This is a genomic window from Rickettsia argasii T170-B (assembly GCF_000965185.1).
In the GTDB taxonomy this organism is placed as follows: Bacteria; Pseudomonadota; Alphaproteobacteria; order Rickettsiales; family Rickettsiaceae; genus Rickettsia; species Rickettsia rickettsii.
This window is the reverse complement of record NZ_LAOQ01000001.1, coordinates 141350-160837: the sequence shown is the minus strand read 5'-3', so window position 1 is coordinate 160837 and position 19488 is coordinate 141350. Positions and strand designations below refer to the sequence as shown.

The following is a 19488-nucleotide window of genomic DNA, read 5'->3' as shown; positions in this document are numbered from 1 at the left end:
CGGATGCCGATGTCATTCCTGCGAAAGCAGGAATCTAGTTTTTTAAGCAAATTATATACTAAATTTTTATGTAATTTTCTTTGTTTTAGCATTTTTTACTGGATTCCCGCTTGCGTGGAAATGACATAAACGAGCCATACAACAAGGCCTTTAGTCGCTTACAATGACGACATCAACCATTTCTAGGCAATAACATAATCGTAAAAGTTAACAAACTTTATTATATATTAGAATTATTTTATACTTTCTAAATATAATGAACGCTGCTCTATTCTTGTTATCTCATCTACCGTTACCTGTTCTGCTAACCTTTGTTTAAACTTAGATCTTAGTTTTTCTAAATCTTTATTTTTCTTAGAGAACGGTAATATTTTAGATAATAATTTATTATTTTTGTTGAACATGTAGTTACTCCCGTGATTACACTTAAATTGCTCAAGTTTTAACCACCGCAGATTTTAACTTCGGGTGGTTGGGACGTTCAAAGAACCGTCACAGAACAGTTATAATAGCTTTTAGGTTTAAAGCTTACACTTTAAACCTTGTACATAGCTACTATCCCCCAACCAGGCAGTCGAGGATTATACCATTTATACGGCTGATAATAACGCTTAGGATAGAAGTTTTGAAACCCCGGCATAACGTCACCGCTATTCTTGCAAGAGATTTTAGCCAATTTTTTGAAATATCAATTAGCTATCTATGTCATTCCTGCGTGGATCAGTTTTTTCGTCATTGCAAGGAAAATTACATAGTAATTTGACGCAGCAATCTTGAGAAGAATTCCTGAGATTGCCACGCAACAAAACCTCCACGGGAATGACATCGAGCTGGTTTTACCAAACCACTTAACAAAGCTTATAGTTGATATAATGATAAATTTTAAGAATGTTCCTCTTCTTGCTGTTTATACCAAAGTTCGGCATAATAGCCTTTGTGCTGTAGCAAGGTTTTATGGTTACCCCGCTCAACTATATAACCGTTATCTAAAACGATAATCTCATCTGCATCGATAATAGTTGAGAGTCTATGGGCAATGATAAGGGTAGTATGGTGAGCCGAGATCTCTTTAAGGCTTGCTTGAATTAGCTTTTCGGTTTTAGTATCAAGCGAACTTGTTGCCTCATCAAAAACATATATTGCTGGATTTTTTAAGATGGTTCTTGCAATTGCAATACGCTGTTTCTCACCGCCCGAAAGCTTTAAGCCTCTCTCGCCTACCTGCGTCTCATACCCTTCGGGTAACGTGCTAATAAACTCATGAATATGAGCATTTTTTGAGGCTGCTATAACTTCATCGTAGCTTGCTGCATTATTACCGTATGCGATGTTGTAATATATCGTATCGTTAAACAGTACCGTATCTTGCGGAACAATTCCAATAGATTTACGCAGCGATTGTTGCGTGACTTCTCTTATATCCTGACCATCAATAGTAATATTGCCACTATTAATATTGTAAAACCTAAAAAGCAAGCGTGATATCGTCGATTTCCCTGCCCCGCTACTACCGACTACTGCTAAAGTTTTACCACTCTTTATCGTAAAACTTATATTATGTAAAATCGGACGTTCCTGATTATAAGCAAAACTAACATTATCGAAACTAACCTCACCTTTTAAGATAATTAGCTCCTTAGCGTTCAAAGCATCCTCTACTTCTACCGGTATATCAAGCAGCTTAAACATATCTTCCATACTAACTAGAGCATTTTTAATTTCTCTATAAGCAAAGCCAAGTATTGAAAGCGGAATTGATAGCTGAAATAGATAAGTATTAACCATTATTAAATCGCCGACAGTCATTTTATTTTGGTTAATAGCATTTGCTGAAAGTATCATAAGGCTAACAAGCCCTAAGGATATTATAACATCCTGCCCGATATTTAAAATCGATAGGCTGTTAGTAGTTTTAGTAGCTGATTTTTCATAAGTTTGTAAAGCCTCATTAAACTTTATCGCCTCATATTCTTCATTACCGAAATATTTAACGGTCTCAAAATTCAGTAAACTATCGATTGCTCTATTATTGGCGGTGTTATCGCTTTGGTTCATTTCCCTTGCAAAAGAAATACGCCAAGTACTGATTAGGCAAGTATAACCAACATAAACTATCATTGTTATTAAAATAGTTATGGCAAACCAAATACCGTAAACATACCATAACATCCCGCTTACTAATATAATTTCTACACTTGTCGGAAAAATATTAAATAACGAATACCGCAGTACCGCTTCAATACCTTTAGTACCACGCTCTATTGACCTACTTAAGCCCCCTGTTTTTCTAGTAATGTGAAAACGCATACTTAAATTATGCATGTACTTAAAGACATTTAGAGCAACTAAGCAAGTTGCTTGATGCCCTACTTTTGAAAAAATGATATTTCGTAATTCACTGAAAATTTGAACAAGTATTTTTGTTCCGCCATATGCAACAATAATCCCGATAATAACCGAAAGAGCAAAGTTTTTATTTAGCCCATCTATTATATATTTATAAACAATAGGAACGAAAATATTTATTACTTTAGCTATGACTAGACAAATAAGAGAGGTAACAATACGCAGGCGTATATCAAAATCCTTCGACCATAAATACGGCAGAAGTAGATGGAATGAATTTTTGCGAGTTTTGTTTTTGGACACTTTGAAGTTTTTGTAGTTTTCAGCATCATTGCGAGCGGGCATTGCTCGCGTGGATACTAAAACGTCATTGCGAGCGACCGTAGGGAGCGTAGCAATCTCATGAAATAATAACAAACTCCTTAGATTGCTTCGTCAATTACTTCGTAATTTCCTTGCAATGACGTTTTTATTAATTACGCTCCGGCAGCATGTGAAGTCGTCTTTGGCTGATTTTCTAACAGCTTATCTAGCCTTCCCTCTTTTTCAAGATCAAACAGAGCATCACAACCGCCAACATGCATATTATCTATAAATATCTGCGGAACGGTCTTTTTTCCACCGGATTTCTTAATAAATTTTTCTTTCTCTTCCTGAGTAAAATTACTTACTTCAATTTCCTCATAAGCAACATTTTTCTCATCAAGCAATGCTTTAGCTTTTATACAATAAGGACAACTAGCGAGAGTATAAACAATAATTGTGTGTAATATAGCTTTATTCATAATGTTATATTTTTTTGTTAGATTTTAATATATTATCTTAAACTATAGTTTTTAAAGCAAGTAAAAATGCATGAATAATTTTTCTATTATCTCAGAATATAAACCGGCAGGCGATCAACCAAAAGCAATAGATGAAATTATAGAAGGGTTAAGTAGCAAAAAACGCTCACAAATGTTGCTTGGTATTACGGGATCAGGCAAAACCTTTACTATGGCAAATATTATAGAGAGAACTAATCGTCCTACTCTTATTATGACTCATAATAAAACTTTAGCTGCCCAAATCTATTCAGAGATGAAATCGCTTTTTCCAAAGAATGCCGTTGAATACTTTGTATCATATTATGATTATTACCAGCCCGAAGCTTATATAGCACGCACCAATACTTTTATAGAAAAAGACTCATCAATTAACGAACAAATTGATTTAATGCGTCATGCCGCTACAAGATCGCTATTAGAGCGTCGTGACGTTATAGTAGTTTCTTCCGTTTCCTGTATTTACGGGCTTGGCTCTCCCGATTTATATTACCAAATGATGGTTAATCTAGCGCCTGGTCAAAGCTACCCTCGTGATCAGCTACTAAACGATTTGATAAATCTACAATATGAGCGTAACGATATCGGATTTGAGCGTGGCTGTTTTAGAGTTAAAGGCGACAACATAGATATTTTCCCCTCACATTACAGCGATAAAGCTTGGCGTTTATCGTTTTTCGGTAATGAACTCGAATATATCCATGAATTTGATCCCCTAACAGGTGAAAAACTTGCTAAGCTCGATAAAGCTATGGTTTTTGGTAATTCACATTTTGTGATGCCTCAAGAAACGGTCAATAATGCCATATCAGGTATTGAAGAAGAATTACAAAAACGCTTAGAGTTTTTAAAGTCACAAGACAAACCACTTGAAACTCAAAGGCTAAATCAACGTACTCAATATGATCTTGAAATGTTAACGGAAACCGGCAGCTGTAAAGGCGTTGAAAACTACTCTCGCTTTTTCACAGGACGTAATGCTGGTGAGCCACCTCCTACATTATTCGAATACCTACCAGAAGATGCATTATTATTTGTTGATGAAAGCCATGTATCCGTACCGCAAATTAGAGCAATGTATAACGGCGATCGAGCAAGGAAAGAAGTTTTGGTAGAGCATGGGTTTCGTCTACCCTCTGCACTTGATAACAGACCTTTAAAATTTGAAGAATGGGAAAAATTTAGACCACAAACTGTGTTTTTATCTGCAACTCCAGGACCGTTTGAGTTAGAAGAAACCGGCGGCACGGTTGTAGAATTGATTATCAGACCTACGGGACTGCTTGATCCTGAATGTATTATCAAACCCGCTACTAACCAAGTTGAGGATTTAATTAGCGAAATTCAAACCACTATCGCTCAAGGTTTTCGTGTTCTAGTCACCACCTTAACTAAAAAAATGGCAGAAGATTTAACCGCCTATTTGCAGGAGCTAAAATATAAAACTTCTTATTTACATTCTAACGTTCATACTCTAGAGCGTATAGAGATTTTACGAGACTTAAGACAAGGTACTATTGATGTTTTAGTCGGTATTAATCTATTAAGGGAGGGGCTTGACATCCCTGAATGCGGCTTAGTTGCTATACTTGATGCAGACAAAGAGGGGTTTTTGCGGTCGGAAGTATCGTTAATACAAACAATAGGAAGAGCTGCAAGAAATAGCGCGGGTAGAGTTATACTTTATGCCGATAAAATGACTAAATCTATCGATAAAGCCGTTAGTGAAACGTTGCGTAGAAGGCAAATTCAGCAGGAATATAATGAAAAACACGGCATAATTCCAAAAACCATCAACCGTGCTATTCACGCTTTAGCAGAATTTGAGAAAATCGATAGTAAGCTTGATAAAAAACAAGCTCATACTTTATTTGATAATCCTGCCAAGCTAAAAATTCATATTGATAAATTAAAGAAAGAAATGCTTAAAGCCGCAAGTAATCTTGAATTTGAACAAGCCATAAAACTTCGTGATCAGCTAAAAACTCTAGAGGAGGCGGCACTCGAGTTGAGTTAATAGTGTCCACACAGGCAACACCATTAACAACACCTAAAACTCCTACGATGATACGGTGACAAGCCGTGTATATTAATAGCTGCGATATGTTCTTTGGTACCGTAGCCGGAATTTTTGTGCCATAAATATTGGGGAAATTCAGCACTTAAGTCTAACATCAAACGATCCCTAGTAACTTTTGCAACAATAGAAGCCGCAGCAATCGATAATGATAAATTATCACCGTTAATTATACTGACAAATCTTTCATCCTTAAACTGCATATTACCGTCAACTAACACTATTTCTGGCTCAAGGCTAAGATTTGCTACAGCAATAGAACAAGCTTTTTTAGTTGCCTCTAATATATTAATATCATCAATTTCGGTATGAGAAATAATAGCAGTTGCCCAAACATAATTACTAGTGATTTGTTCATATAGTAATTCTCTTTTCTTTTTGGAAAGCTTTTTAGAATCTTTAATGCCCGTTATAATATTGGCATTATCTACTATAACGGCACTTGCTACTACCGGACCTGCAAGTGGTCCTCTACCTGCTTCATCTATACCTGCTACAATACAGTTATGATATTTTTTTTCAAAATGTAATAGATCTACTTCCATAATTGTATTTTTTTAATTTTTGATATATGATAGAGCAGTTTAGAATTACAAAAAAGGAAAAGTGCAAAATTATTTTCAATTATTAGGACTTCCGCAAGAGTATAATATTAATTTAAAGATATTAGAAAAGCAATATTTTGCTATGCAGGTAAAATATCATCCCGATAAAACAAAAATTTTGCAGGAAAAGGAACAAAATCTAATTACTGCGGCTGAATTAAATAACGCTTACTCTACTCTTAAAGATGCCTTAAAGCGTGCTGAATATATGCTGCTTTTGCAAAATATAAATTTAGATGACGAAAAAACACGTAGTTTACTTTCGCCTCTAGAATTAAGCATATTCTGGGATGAAATGGAAAGAATCGAAAATACTATCTTATTGAGTGATTTAGAAAAAATAAAAGACAAATATGAATTAATGAAAAAGTTTGAAATTGATTCTTTAAAACAAGCTTTTGAAGAACACAATCTATCAGACGCAACTATAAAAACTAGCAAGCTTAAATATATTGGGACATTGCTGCATAAACTGCAAGAAAAAATAAAATCATGCAAATAATAGAAATTAGGGAACCGGAGCAAGCTGATTTTAAGCAAGCACGGCAAATAGCAGTCGGTATCGATTTTGGCACTACTAACTCATTAATAGCTATTGCAGCTAATAGAAAAGTTAAAGTTATTAAATCTATAGATGATAAAGAGTTAATCCCAACTACTATAGATTTTACAAGTAACAATTTACTATAGGTAATAATAAAGGACTGCGTTCTATTAAAAGACTATTCGGTAAAACATTAAAAGAAATTCTAAATACTCCGGCACTTTTTTCGTTAGTTAAAGATTATCTAGATGTAAATAGTAGTGAGCTTAAGCTAAATTTTGCAAATAAACAACTGAGAGTCTCTGAAATTGCAGCAGAAATTTTTATTTACCTAAAAAATCAAGCAGAAGAACAATTAAAGACTAATCTAACTAAAGCAGTAATAACAGTACCTGCACATTTTAACAATGCAGCAAGAGGCGAAGTAATGCTTGCGGCTAAAATAGCAGGTTTTGAAGTATTAAGGCTAATTGCCGAACCTACTGCAGCTGCCTATGCTTACGGCTTAAACAAAAATCAAAAAGGCTGTTATTTAGTATATGACCTAGGCGGCGGCACTTTTGACGTATCTATTCTTAATATACAAGAAGGTATTTTTCAAGTTATAGCAACAAACGGCGATAATATGCTTGGTGGCAACGATATAGATATAGTAATTACACAATATCTTTGCAATAAATTTGATTTACCTAATTCTATAGATACTTTACAACTTGCAAAAAAAGCAAAGGAAACTTTAACATATAAAGATAGTTTTAATAATGATAATATATCAATTAGTAAGCAAATATTAGAGCAATTAATTTTACCCTTAGTAGGACGTACTATCAATATAGCTCAAGAGTGTTTAGAACAAGCAGGAAATCCAAATATAGACGGAGTTATTTTAGTAGGGGGTGCAACCCGCATTCCTTTAATAAAAGACGAATTATATAAAGCATTTAAAATAGATATTCTATCAGATATCGATCCTGATAAAGCAGTTGTATGGGGGGCTGCATTACAAGCAGAAAATTTAATAGCACCCCATACAAATTCATTATTGATTGATGTAGTACCTTTATCGCTGGGTATGGAATTATATGGCGGTATAGTTGAAAAAATCATCATGCATAATACTCCGATTCCTATTTCGGTAGTAAAAGAATTTACGACTTATGTCGATAATCAAACCGGTATACAATTTCATATATTGCAAGGTGAACGTGAAATGGCTGCCGATTGCCGCAGCTTAGCCCGATTTGAGTTAAAGGGACTTCCTCCTATGAAAGCAGGATATATTAGAGTCGAAGTTACTTTTGCTATTGACGCAGACGGTATATTATCCGTTTCTGCTTATGAGAAAATCAGCAATACATCACATGCTATAGAAGTAAAGCCAAATCACGGTATTGATAAAACGGAGATTGATATTATGTTAGAAAACGCGTATAAAAATGCTAAAATAGATTATACTACAAGATTATTACAAGAAGCAGTAATTGAAGCAGAGGCTTTAATCTTTAGCATAGAACGTGCTATAACGGAATTAACAACTTTATTATCGGAAAGTGAGATATCTATAATTAATTCTTTATTAGATAATATAAAAGAAGCCGTACACGCTAGAGATCGGATCTTAATTAATAATTCTATTAAAGAGTTTAAATCCAAAACAAAAAAATCTATGTATACAAAGTTTAATATAATAATTAATGATTTGCTAAAAGACAAAAATATCAATCAAATTAAATAGCCTCAGTTATATATATAAATTATATATAATCGCACTAATTTAGATAAGGAAAAATAAGAAGAATGTCAGGAAAAATAAAAGTAACATTTATTATAAATGATGGAGAAGAAAAAACAGTAGAAGCACCGATAGGGCTTTCTATTTTAGAAATTGCCCATAGTAACGATCTAGACCTTGAGGGAGCTTGTGAAGGATCGCTGGCTTGTGCTACTTGTCACGTTATTTTAGAAGAAGAATTTTACAACAAATTAAAAAAACCTATGGAAGCAGAGGAAGATATGCTTGACTTAGCCTTTGGTCTTACCGATACTTCTAGATTGGGATGTCAAATTATTTTAACCGAAGAATTAGACGGCATAAAAGTACGCCTTCCTACTGCTACTCGTAATATAAAATTATAATGGATTAAAAAAGTGATACGTAAAATACTTCTTTTTGTATTTTTAGCATTTACTATAATATGGTTTGCAACTGCATATACTATAAAAAATAACGTTGTAAGTTTAATGAAGAATTCTGAATCCGATAATCTTAAAATATCTTATAATGCAGTTAAGTTTTCAGGCTATCCTTTTAATTGGAAAATTACCGTAACGGATCCTAAAGTAAAATTAATTGATCATTTAAATTCTAAAGAATTTACATGCGAAAATATTGTCCTAAATATAGCTTTTAGTACTAAAAGAGCCGCTCTTAATTTCGGTCCTTTTATTAGAGAAGTCGATAATTACGGCGACAAAACATTTACCTATGATGTACGCAGCGATGATGACATAAAGGGTATAGGAAAATTTAATAAACCTTTATATAAAATATCAAAAGATGATAATTTAAAAGAACTATTAAAATCAATTCAGTTAAATAATAAAGCATTATTGATATTTAAAGATAATCAAGAAATCTTTAAAATTAATGATTTAGCATTTCTTATAAGAAAACAGAATTTAGCAAGTAAGGAAAATATATCCTTATTTTTAAACATGAATTATTATTCAGAAAAAGATATTGTGAATTTTAAAAATGCTAATTTAGATATTGCTGCTTCTTTAAAATTTGCTGAAGACGGAGAAGATTCAACTATTTTACAAAATTTTAATATAGAAAGATTTATTTTTACTTGTGATAATGATTCTAAAGTTAATTTAAACGGTGATTTACAACTCTTTGCCAATAAATTACCGAAAGGAAAACTATATTTTGAGCTGGAAAATTATAATTCCATAGTTGATAAATTATTACCGAATAATATTATTTTTTCTAAGAAAATAATTAAAACAATTATTGCTAAAGCAATTAATAAAGCTTCCGACGCGCAATTAAATACAGAGCAAAATAATGCAAATTCGGCTTACAACAATATAGAAAAAGCTAAGTTTGATATTGAGTTTTCAGACAAAGGAATAAATATCGGTTCTATTAATTTATTAGAACTAAAACTTGGTGAACATAAAGAAGACCAAAAATACCGCAAATAATTCAAATTCGTTTTATGAACAATTTTAAACTAGCGACTATTATTAGCATATTTCTTATTTGCAGTAATATTTATGCTGCTCCAAAAGTCATTAAAATCGGTACCGGCTCTATTTTAAAAGGATATTATGCTATTGGACTTGATTTATGCAAGACTATTACAAATGACAATAAAAATAATGAACATATTAAATGCGAAGTTGTTGCAACAAACGGTAGTATAGAAAATTTAAAATTATTACAACAAGGCAAAATTGATTTAGCCCTAGTGCAAGCTAATATTGCAGTAGAAGCATATGAAGGCATAGGTTATTATCACGATCAAGAAAAAATGCAAAATTTACGTCAGGTGCTTAATCTACATGATGAGTTTTTTACGGTTATTGTAAAAGATGAGGATAAAATAAAAGTTTTTGCTGATATTGACGGAAAAAAAATAACTAATGGTCCGACATTTTCCAGTAGTCATATTACTTATGATGTCGTACGTTCTTTATATAAATTTGCTAAGGAACCTGAAGAACTACACATTAATTATGAAGATTCTAGTGATCAATTCTGTAATAAGGAAATAGATGCTATAATAATGATGGTTGGACATTCTAACCCCTTAGTAAATTTAATAGCTAATAAGTGTGAAATTGATTTCATTTCTATTGACAATGATAAAATAACGGAATTAATAAAACAAAATAGAGCTTTGCATAAAGCCATACTTCATAAGGGCTTATATCCAGGGATTACCAATGATCAAACTACAGTAAAAGTATCGGCAATCCTAGTAACTAGAGATGAGGCGAATCGTGATATTTTAGATAAATTTATCGGAGCTTTTCATAGAAACGTAGCAAATTTTAAACTTTCTAATTACTTATTAAATAACCTGGACATTAACTATTTCGCCGATACTAAAAATTTTGTTCTACCAAAACATGATTCAGTAAGAAACAAAAACTAACAATATATTATGTCTGAAAATACTATATTTAAAAATATACTGATACCTATAGATTTAAATGATAAAAAATCTATAAAAGGTATTCTTTCTAAGGCTTTAATGCTTGCGACGAACTTTCAAGCAAAATTACATTTTATGTATGTAATTCCTGAATTCGGTACGAAAATGTTTGAAGATTATTTACCTAAACATTGGAGAACGGAGAAAAAAGAAAAGTATAAAGCTCAAATTAAAGAGCTGATCAAACAATATATTCCCGATGAAATTGAAACAGATTATTATATAGGTAGCGGTGCCGTTTATGATGAAATAATTAAGCACTCTAATGAAATTAAAGCCGATTTAATAATAATCTCTGCAGTCAGACTACAATTAAAAGATTATATGCTTGGACCTAATGCTTCTAAAATCGTCCGTCATTCAGATATATCAGTGTTAGTAGTAAGAGACGAGTAATAATTATTTACGACTCTTGGGAGTGCATTGCTAGCGTGGGTCCATAATCGTCATTGCGAGCAGCCGTAGGCTGCGTAGCAATCCACAAAAAATAAAAAAAATGCTATAAATTAGCATTTTTTACTGGATTGCTTCGTCAAAATTTACAATTTTTTCTTGCAATGACGATTTTGGCTGTTATAACTTCACTTTCAACTTCACAAAGCCTTGATGGCTTTGATATTTCTTTTGTAAATGACAGTTATAGTCAAGTAATACGCCTACATTATCTTTTTCAGTTAAAACGCTAGCACCAATATTATAAGCGACTTTAGGTTGCTTCGGTAATGCGATAGTTTCATTAACTTCTCTATCTTTCCATTTTGCTTTAGCATTAAGTTTTTTACTATTATCATTAAAGTAATGTTCTACAGATGCTTGAAGTGCAGGCGTAACACTGAAACCTTCAGCTATTTTCTGCGGTGCTAAAGCTACCTTACCGCCTAAAATACCGCTCTATAAATGCTGCTTTTTAGAAGCAATACCCAAATGCTGAATACCTACATCACTTTCTTGATATGTATCGTCTTTAGAGTGGCCGTATCTTATACCAAGATTTGGAGTGAGCGTAATATCACCATTCATAAGATGATTATAACTTAATACAGTTTCAAAGTTATAATTATTATGCTTATATTTACCGGTTGCAATAGTACCTAAACGGTTGATTTTACTCTTTACTATATTATGATTGTAAGCAAACATAGCTTGTATCATAAAGTTTTTCGGTAATTCTTTTTGTCCGTATAAAGTTACGATATGGCTATCGATATTAGTATTTGACCTGCTACCGTTAGATTTAAACTTTGAATCCAATTTAGTATAAGCAATACCGACTAAATCTTTGTAGTTATCAGCACCAATATCAAAACCTATAACCGCCCGAAGCATGACCTTTATAACCGGCAAAACCTTTTCGCGTATTAGTACCGTAAGTACCTGCAATACAAAGGCTTTTATCTAACACTTTTTCATCTTCATCACCCGCAGCACTAGAGAACATTCTATGCGAAATATTACAGCTCATTTGAGTGATATCATGAATCGGATTATAGATTATATATTGCTCCAATCATTTCTTCTTCTTGTTTTACTGCATTTTGCATTTCTACAACTTCAGCAATGCTTGCTTCTGCGGCTTCCTTTATAGAAGCAACTACTTTTGCCTCCTCTTCTTGTCTAGCTTATTCTTGCTTCGAGTTTTCAAGGCTAACTTCAGAATCCTTAGATTCTGATTTATTTGTACTACTAGATACTTCTACTTTTGTTCGCTCCTGTATTATATTATAATCATCATTTTCATAATCTTCTTCAATGTTAAAATCATCATTTTTATCATCAAAGCCTTCAATATTGCCCTCCACAGGAACAATCCTCTTTATACGTTGAACAATCATAATTTCCGCACCAGTATGTGGAGCTTCTTCCACCGGAGGCGGAACTACCCCTACATCTTCCATATTAATAACTACCGGTACCGTTGCTAATGGCACTGCAACTGCAGGAACAGCTATTACCTCTGCTGCATCCTCTTCAGGATCTGCCAGTAAAACCAATGGTGCAACAGGAGCCACAAAAGCAACAGCAGGAGCTACTACAACTACTCCACCATAGCTTACGTCTCCATTTGCTACTGCTTGTGCTGCTGCTGACTCAGGATGTCTTGTAGCAACTTCTGCTTTATTTACAGCTGCCGCTTCTATAATTGCTGCTAACCTAGAATTATTCGCTTTAAGTTGCTGCATTAATCCTGCATCTTGATTCATTCTAACACATAGATTTCTTGTTTCCTGATCTATACCACTTGCTACTTCTCTTTTAAGACCTATGAACTCAATATTGGTTCCTTCTTTTATAGCTTGAGCTAATTGATTTATATTACCATCAAGTGCATCTGCATTTTTAGTTGTATATTTCTCCAAAACTTCTTCTACAATTAATGCTTTTAGTTTTTCCTTTCCTTGAGTCTTTATTGCTAACTCTCTTTTTAAATCCGTATCAACTGAAGCTGCTATAGCTTGAACAACGGTTTCGTATTTTGTCCCCTATTTTAGAAGTAGGAGCAATATAAGCTACTGCCACTGCAACCACAGCATTTTTTTTAGGAAAAAGATTTACGATAGGCTTTAGACTGTTCCTCTTTCTGACTAAACCGTCCATACCAAGCCCATTATATCCTACCCTCGTAGGTAGTGGCAGTCCACCTGCTACCACTATTACCGGTGCAATAACAGGGGTATTAGCAGCTTTCACTGCTTGTACTCCTTTTAATACCACTTCTACTTTCTCATCACTTATTATATTAAGAAATTTTACAATTGCCTCTTTTGAGAAATCTTTAGTATTAGGTATTAAAACTTTCATTTTTGCATTAAAATTATTTTGTACAGCGTCTGTTATATTTTTCTCTGTAATGGTTTTAGAAGCTTTAGATAAACCAGCTGCATTATCGGCTAAAACTTTTCTTAGTAATCTAGCGTTAGTATCAACTGCCGTTTCATAAATTCTTGATAATGTTGCCGGTACAGCTTTATTTTATAAAAATGTTAGCCGCTATCTATATTACTTTCCACTGTTAAATTAACAATGTTGTTATTAATCCAATTATTTATTTGAGTATTTACTTCGTTTGCTTTAGGAGTAAGGGCTATATTATCGCGTACGTCTCCTTTATTAAGAGCTAGTCTAGTACATCGGGAAATTTTATCTCTATTTCATTATTTAAAGAATTTGCTCCTAAAACATTTTCATTTTTAGCAATATAATCTATTCTTGATATAATTGTTTTCTTATCTTGTAGTTTATCTTTTATTTTTATTTCAGTACGTCTTGCCGTAATATGATTTTGTAAGTCCAGCGGTAATTTATCAAAAGTATAGTTTAACGGTCTATTGCATTATGTTCTTCTTCATTAAAATAGCTCTTTTAAAAATTCCTTGTTGGCTATTTTATTATTTAAAGTTAAAGCTTGCCTTGAAATTTGCTTTATTACATCATCATCTTTTAGTCTATTCCAAATATTCTCAGCTTTTATCATTAATTGTGCTTTATCAGGCTTTGCTTCTGAAAATAATGCTAAAGACTTAAGTGAACTTTTCCTTTCTTCTAAAGTTAAAAGTGTTTTGATAGTAATCCCTAAATCTGTTTCTGCACCTAATGTTCTTACTTCTAGCTTTCCGGGATTTCCATTATTTTTAGCTAAATACATCTCATTATGAAATATTCTGTCTAAAGTATTCGGAGCTACAAGAACTTCTGCGACTGCTCTGCCTACAACCGGTGCCGGTGCAGCTATTCTTCCTCTTAATGTAGCATCTTCTTTTGCCTTTAGATTCATAACCTGCTAATTTTAGTTCCCCCATCACCTATGGCATCTAGATTTGCTATATCCCTAGCTATTGCAAGTCTTATATGCCGTAGGAGGAGCTGCTACTCCACCCGGTAGAGGCGGAAGAGGCAGTACTACTCCTGCCATTGCTTGAGGTGCTATATTACAAGACCTACTAGACCCTCATTATCTATTCTTATTTCACCTACAGTCTTTTTTAGGACAAGTACCAGATCACTCATTGTTAAAGCATCGCAATTATTTATCAATGCCTGCATTTTCTTACCATCCAAATCTTTAGTTATTAAACCGGCATCTTTTAAAATCTTGTTATAACTTTTTAGACCTTGCTCATCAACTACCTTATCGTTTTCATTCACTATCTTAATTTTACCGTTATCAATATATGCTTCTTTTAATTTAGCCACCTGCTCTCAATAATTAACTACTATTGCAGGATCAGCTAACTTCATTACGGATTGTCTTATGGGAATACTAGATTGTTTAGACTCAAGCTCAACTAAGTTTTGATTAACATAGTTTTTAAATTGATCTAATAATTTATGTTTTGCTTCCGGAGTAGCTACGCTTTTAAACTTATTTAATAAAGGGCTGTTTCCTGATTCAGAGTATTTAGCATTAATATCGATGCTTCTTACAGTAGGATCAGTAATATTAGTACCCCAAAATACATATTCAAAAGCTTTTGTTGTTAAAGGAGCCCCAACATAATTATTTACAACTTTTAAATCGTCATTAGCATCTACACCGCCTGTCATAGCTATATATTTTAACTGCTCCAAAGGTGTATTTAAATTTTCTATGTTATCAAATGTATAGCCTTTTTAATTTTATCGTTAATACTGACAGCATTTGCCCCTTCAGCTTTAGCAAGGATTGCCAATACTTACAGTCTATTTTCTAGAACTATCTCTTGCTCGTTACGTCCTGTTTCTATTGCTGTATTACCTGTTAAATCAACAACTTCAACACCGGCTGCACGTGCTTCTCTTCTTTCTCTAGCACCGTTAAGTACAGGAGCAACTGCTTGAAGTCTAGTGACTTCTATTATTGCGTTATTGAATAATCTGCTTTCCCCCGGCATAAGATCGTCAACAAGGTCACCAAAATCTATACGGTCCTGAATTCCTTTTATAACATTAAGCTTTTGAGCAGGAGTTAATATTTGGTAGTCAGCAGTATGGTTCAATATATCATAGATTTCTATATCTGCTCTTGCTTCCCCGGTCACAGCGGTAAGGATTGCAGCATTAGCACAGCTAAGTAAGAATAATTTTGTAAGTTTAGAATTTATAGATTTAATATTTTCATAATATCTAATTTCTCTTTAATAAATCTTAGCAATTACTTAAAATATTAATACTTTTTTATTATTGAAGATAATGATACATAAAAAATATTATGTTAAAAAATTTATATCGATAAGTTATAAAATAGGATAGTAACGTGGATTTTATATGATATTTTATTTATAGGAAATGTAAAGCTTATTGTTAACGTTTAGTTAATTTATTAAAATCTTGTGGAACAAGATACAGTATTACTTCTATACATGCAAGCTATATTATTAAAATTTTCATTATTTTTAAAATGCTTTATAATGATTGTTATATAACACGATGTCATTCCCGCATGAATACCCAAGTCGTCATTGCGAGCAAACGTTAGTGAGCGTGGCAATCTCAGGAATTTTTCCAATATTGCTTCGTCGAAACTTACAGTTTTTCCTCGCAATGACGCAAAAATTGTTCCACGCAACCGCGCTTTCTTGCCTACGCGGGAATGACATTAAACTATAAGGTATATACTTTGTCTCGCAAAACCAAATTACTTTTTATTACAATCAGCGGCATTATAATATTATATTTTGCTATTCCTCCTGCGCCTTTACTTAAAGACGTAAGTTTCTCACAAAGAGTATTTGACCGAAACGGCGAGTTAATGCGTATTTCGCTTTCTAAAGACGATAAATATAGGATATTCACTCCTATACGTAAAATACCGGCAAGTTTTATAGAAGCAGTACTATTATATGAAGACAAGCATTTTTATGAGCATTTTGGCGTTAACCCCGTTTCTTTAGCCAAAGCTTTTTATTCTACTTATTTACAGAATAATCGTAAAATAGGCGGCTCTACTATAACAATGCAAGTAGCACGTTTAAGATATGGAATAAACTCTTCTACTATTCTTGGTAAAATCCATCAAATCATTAAAGCTATTCATGTAGAGCTACATTATTCAAAAGATGAAATCCTAGAAGCTTATCTAAATCTAGTGCCTTACGGTAGTAATATTGAAGGGATAGCAGCCGGCAGTTATATTTACTTCAATCGTGACCTAAAAGATTTAAATTTGATCGATATTCTAAACCTTGCAGTAATCCCACAAAATCCGCTTAAAAGAGGCGGGAATGATATTAATATTTTTAAAGCACGTAAATATCTATTTACCAAGTGGCTCACGATTCACCCACAAGATATTATTTATAATAAGTTAATTAGTTTGCCGGTTAAATTTAATCAAAATAAAAAGCTGCCTTTTATTGCACCGCATTTTACTTTAGACATACTAGCAAATAATGATAGCCCTATTATACGCACTACTATAGATAAAAATCTGCAAGCTACTATAGAAAAACAAGTTCGGCTATATATTAATGATCGGAAAAAATATGGCATTAATAATGCCGCCGTAATTCTTATTGATTTTACTACTATGGAAGTGCTTGCAAGTATTGGCTCCGGAGAGTTTTTTAATAACGATATTTGTGGACAGATTAACGGCACTAAAAGCCATAGATCTCCAGGCTCAGCTTTAAAACCGTTTGTCTATGCACTTAGTTTTGATCAATCACTAATACATCCGTTAACTTTACTAAAGGATACACCTACTTACTACGATCATTATAAACCAGAAAATTTTGATAGTAGGTTTGCAGGCGGTTTAAGTGCTAGAGAATCGTTAATAAAGAGCCGTAACGTACCTGTAATATTTCTGGCGTCTAAGTTAAAAAACCCGAATTTTTATGAGTTCTTACAACAAGCAAAAATTAGAGGCTTACGAAAACCTGAAAATTACGGTTTATCTATAGTACTCGGCACAGCAGAAATTACTCTTGAAGAGTTAACTACTCTTTATGCTATGCTTGCTAATTTCGGTACTTATAAACCGCTTAGAAAAGTATTGGATTCTACTATGTCATGCCTGCGAAAGCAGGAATCCATAAAAAATTACCTAAATGTTGGAACAAAAATTTCATATGATTTACTGGATTCCCGCTTTCGCGGGAATGACACAGGAGGGGACAAGGATGACACAGACACCGTACTACTATCCCCCGAGGCAAGCTATTTAACACTTGATATTATAAAAGATACGACTCGTCCTATTACCTATAATAATACAAAGCATAACTTACCGATTTATTGGAAAACAGGTACTTCCAGCTCATTTAGAGATGCACTTAGCGTCGGCATATTCGGGAAATACGTACTTGCTGTTTGGGTTGGGGATTTCAAAGGCAAACTCACGGAACATTTACGGGTAATATTTCTGCAGCCCCTTTATTCTTTAATATTATCGAATCCATAGCTAGACCAAATAAAGATGAGGATTTAATCCTTTCAAAAATTAATGCACTAAATATTACTAAAGTAAAAGTTTGTGCAGATACGGGAGATATCGATAACGATATGTGTCCGGTTAAAGCAGAAACCTTATTCATTCAAGGCAAATCACCGATAAAACAATCCGGTATTTATAGAAAAATGTTGATAGATTTAAAAACCGGTATGCCTGCTTGTAACTTTATTAAAGGACAAACAGAATATAAAACAGTAAATTTATGGCCAACAGATATACTTTCGGTTTATCAAAAAGCAGGAATACATATATTACCGAAACCGATACCTACAAACCATTGCAATAGGTTGATAAATTGGCATCATCAAAAACCTAAAATTATATACCCGTTAAAAAATTCCGTACATTCAATCAAAGATAGTGATAACATTACTTTTAGTGCGATTAGCGATAATAAAACCAAAAATATTTTTTGGTTTGTGGAAAATGAATTAATAGCAACCGCGAAACCAAACGAAACAGTAATATGGAACGCAAAAGCCGGTGAATTTATTATTAGAGCTATCAGCGATAGCGGCGAAAGCGACAGTATAAAAATTTATATTAAAGAATAGATTAGCGGTTATATATGAAATTTAAAATTCCCACAGAAATTGATATTAAACCTTTCACAGAAGCAGAAACTGCTCTTGATTCTTTAAAAGCAAATATTCTAAATGCATTGACTGAAGTGAATTATTCACTAATACCAGCAGGAAAAACACCAGAAGCTACAGTAGTAATAGGATTACCTTATAGCGGGAAAAGCACATTTTTAAATGCTCTTGAGAACAACCTTAAGATTATCGAAAACGGTGAAGAATTTACATTTGATAAATTATTTGATTTTGAAACAACGCCGGAAATTCAGCATAAATATGAACCGGCTATATATGATCCTAAAAAATTTGAAATTGCAGAAAAAGTATTTTGGGAATGCTCTAACGGAGTACCCGATACAGTGCAAGAGTTAATCAATGTATTTTTCATTCAAAAGCTAGTTCAAATGACCGATAAATTAAAATTTATCATAGTAGTAAAAGAAGAGACCGTAAAATCCCCTAGTATCTTTAACAGGATTATAGAAGACTTTAAAAATATTTTTCCTACAGAAGAACACAAAAAATTAAAAGGAAATGTTATATGCGTAATAACACAACATAATGAAAATAATCATGAAAACATTATGCCGATATACAAAATAGTATTGCTATTAACCAGAATATATTATAATGCTCTGATATAAAATTTTTCTATAAACCTACTTCTCAAAATGGGGAAATAAACCTCTCTCTAGAACTAAAACACCTAGAAGAGAGAAAAGGAGTACAAAATTTAGAGATAAAGCAGCTAAGTTCATTGCTAAAGGAACAAGACAGTCTGATAGAAAATTTACATACACAAATACAGATAAATATATAATGTATAATTAATACTATCCAATCAATTTTTGAAGAC

At 33.0% G+C, this 19488-nt stretch carries 17 protein-coding genes and 5 pseudogenes; 9 read left to right on the top strand and 13 right to left on the bottom strand.

Annotation, left to right across the window (positions count from 1 at the left end):
* Positions 1–233 precede the first annotated feature (233 nt).
* From RAT170B_RS10195 to grxC, 3 genes are all read right to left on the bottom strand, one after another.
* Positions 234–404 (bottom strand): hypothetical protein, encoded by a 171-nt coding sequence (locus RAT170B_RS10195; RefSeq protein WP_004996471.1) that lies wholly within the window; start codon positions 402–404, stop codon positions 234–236.
* A 478-nt stretch (positions 405–882) separates the two neighbouring features.
* On the bottom strand, positions 883–2691 hold the full coding sequence (locus tag RAT170B_RS00775) for an ABCB family ABC transporter ATP-binding protein/permease (RefSeq protein ID WP_146620316.1): 1809 nt from the start codon (positions 2689–2691) through the stop codon (positions 883–885).
* Between the two features lie 131 nt (positions 2692–2822).
* Complete coding sequence (grxC, locus tag RAT170B_RS00770; RefSeq protein WP_014013971.1) at positions 2823–3131, bottom strand: glutaredoxin 3; 309 nt, start codon at positions 3129–3131, stop codon at positions 2823–2825.
* A 70-nt stretch (positions 3132–3201) separates the two neighbouring features.
* On the opposite strand from grxC, the gene uvrB reads away from it, so the two are divergent.
* Positions 3202–5187 (top strand): excinuclease ABC subunit UvrB, encoded by a 1986-nt coding sequence (gene uvrB, locus RAT170B_RS00765; RefSeq protein WP_045805342.1) that lies wholly within the window; start codon positions 3202–3204, stop codon positions 5185–5187.
* A gap of 23 nt (positions 5188–5210) precedes the next feature.
* Here uvrB and RAT170B_RS00760 read toward each other — a convergent pair whose 3' ends face one another.
* Positions 5211–5792, bottom strand: a complete 582-nt coding sequence (locus RAT170B_RS00760) for a ribonuclease HII (RefSeq protein ID WP_014013969.1) — start codon at positions 5790–5792, stop codon at positions 5211–5213.
* Between the two features lie 61 nt (positions 5793–5853).
* On the opposite strand from RAT170B_RS00760, the gene hscB reads away from it, so the two are divergent.
* The 6 genes and pseudogenes from hscB to RAT170B_RS00730 all read left to right on the top strand — a co-directional run bounded on the left by hscB (position 5854) and on the right by RAT170B_RS00730 (position 11018).
* Complete coding sequence (hscB, locus tag RAT170B_RS00755; protein WP_014013968.1) at positions 5854–6354, top strand: Fe-S protein assembly co-chaperone HscB; 501 nt, start codon at positions 5854–5856, stop codon at positions 6352–6354.
* Positions 6345–8131, top strand: a pseudogene (hscA, locus tag RAT170B_RS00750) (Fe-S protein assembly chaperone HscA). The gene hscB and the pseudogene hscA overlap by 10 nt, the downstream one beginning before the upstream one ends.
* Positions 8132–8193: 62 nt before the next feature.
* On the top strand, positions 8194–8532 hold the full coding sequence (locus RAT170B_RS00745; RefSeq protein ID WP_045805341.1) for a ferredoxin family 2Fe-2S iron-sulfur cluster binding protein: 339 nt from the start codon (positions 8194–8196) through the stop codon (positions 8530–8532).
* 12 nt (positions 8533–8544) lie between these two features.
* Positions 8545–9634: pseudogene (locus tag RAT170B_RS00740) on the top strand (hypothetical protein).
* Positions 9621–10562, top strand: a complete 942-nt coding sequence (locus tag RAT170B_RS00735) for a TAXI family TRAP transporter solute-binding subunit (RefSeq protein WP_045805340.1) — start codon at positions 9621–9623, stop codon at positions 10560–10562. Before RAT170B_RS00740 ends, RAT170B_RS00735 begins: the two are co-directional and overlap by 14 nt.
* A gap of 9 nt (positions 10563–10571) precedes the next feature.
* A complete protein-coding gene (locus RAT170B_RS00730; RefSeq protein ID WP_012736528.1) occupies positions 10572–11018 on the top strand; it encodes a universal stress protein in 447 nt (148 codons plus the stop codon).
* A gap of 495 nt (positions 11019–11513) precedes the next feature.
* Here RAT170B_RS00730 and RAT170B_RS10945 read toward each other — a convergent pair whose 3' ends face one another.
* From RAT170B_RS10945 to RAT170B_RS00695, 9 genes and pseudogenes are all read right to left on the bottom strand, one after another.
* On the bottom strand, positions 11514–11948 hold the full coding sequence (locus tag RAT170B_RS10945) for an autotransporter outer membrane beta-barrel domain-containing protein (RefSeq protein ID WP_261368616.1): 435 nt from the start codon (positions 11946–11948) through the stop codon (positions 11514–11516).
* Positions 11923–12129, bottom strand: a complete 207-nt coding sequence (locus tag RAT170B_RS10940) for a hypothetical protein (RefSeq protein ID WP_052691948.1) — start codon at positions 12127–12129, stop codon at positions 11923–11925. The genes RAT170B_RS10945 and RAT170B_RS10940 overlap by 26 nt, the downstream gene beginning before the upstream one ends.
* A 112-nt stretch (positions 12130–12241) precedes the next feature.
* Positions 12242–12979 (bottom strand): hypothetical protein, encoded by a 738-nt coding sequence (locus RAT170B_RS00720; RefSeq protein ID WP_261368615.1) that lies wholly within the window; start codon positions 12977–12979, stop codon positions 12242–12244.
* A gap of 76 nt (positions 12980–13055) precedes the next feature.
* A complete protein-coding gene (locus RAT170B_RS10190) occupies positions 13056–13421 on the bottom strand; it encodes a hypothetical protein (RefSeq protein WP_037215253.1) in 366 nt (121 codons plus the stop codon).
* A 547-nt stretch (positions 13422–13968) separates the two neighbouring features.
* Positions 13969–14265: a cell surface protein gene (locus RAT170B_RS10185; RefSeq protein WP_261368614.1), complete on the bottom strand. Its 297-nt coding sequence runs from the start codon at positions 14263–14265 to the stop codon at positions 13969–13971.
* A 4-nt stretch (positions 14266–14269) separates the two neighbouring features.
* Positions 14270–14532 (bottom strand): annotated as a pseudogene (locus tag RAT170B_RS10935) (hypothetical protein).
* 11 nt (positions 14533–14543) lie between these two features.
* Positions 14544–14813, bottom strand: a complete 270-nt coding sequence (locus RAT170B_RS00705) for a hypothetical protein (protein ID WP_024704462.1) — start codon at positions 14811–14813, stop codon at positions 14544–14546.
* A 6-nt stretch (positions 14814–14819) separates the two neighbouring features.
* Positions 14820–15188 carry a hypothetical protein gene (locus RAT170B_RS10930; protein ID WP_261368613.1) on the bottom strand — a complete coding sequence of 123 codons (369 nt, stop codon included), beginning with the start codon at positions 15186–15188 and terminating at the stop codon, positions 14820–14822.
* Between the two features lie 17 nt (positions 15189–15205).
* A pseudogene (locus RAT170B_RS00695) lies at positions 15206–15637 on the bottom strand (cell surface protein).
* Between the two features lie 578 nt (positions 15638–16215).
* Between RAT170B_RS00695 and pbpC the strand changes: the two are divergent.
* Both pbpC and RAT170B_RS11965 read left to right on the top strand, forming a co-directional pair.
* Positions 16216–18605: pseudogene (gene pbpC, locus RAT170B_RS00690) on the top strand (penicillin-binding protein 1C).
* Between the two features lie 386 nt (positions 18606–18991).
* The gene (locus RAT170B_RS11965; RefSeq protein WP_045805501.1) at positions 18992–19276 is read left to right on the top strand and encodes a hypothetical protein; all 285 of its coding nucleotides are present in this window, start codon (positions 18992–18994) and stop codon (positions 19274–19276) included.
* Positions 19277–19488 lie beyond the last annotated feature (212 nt).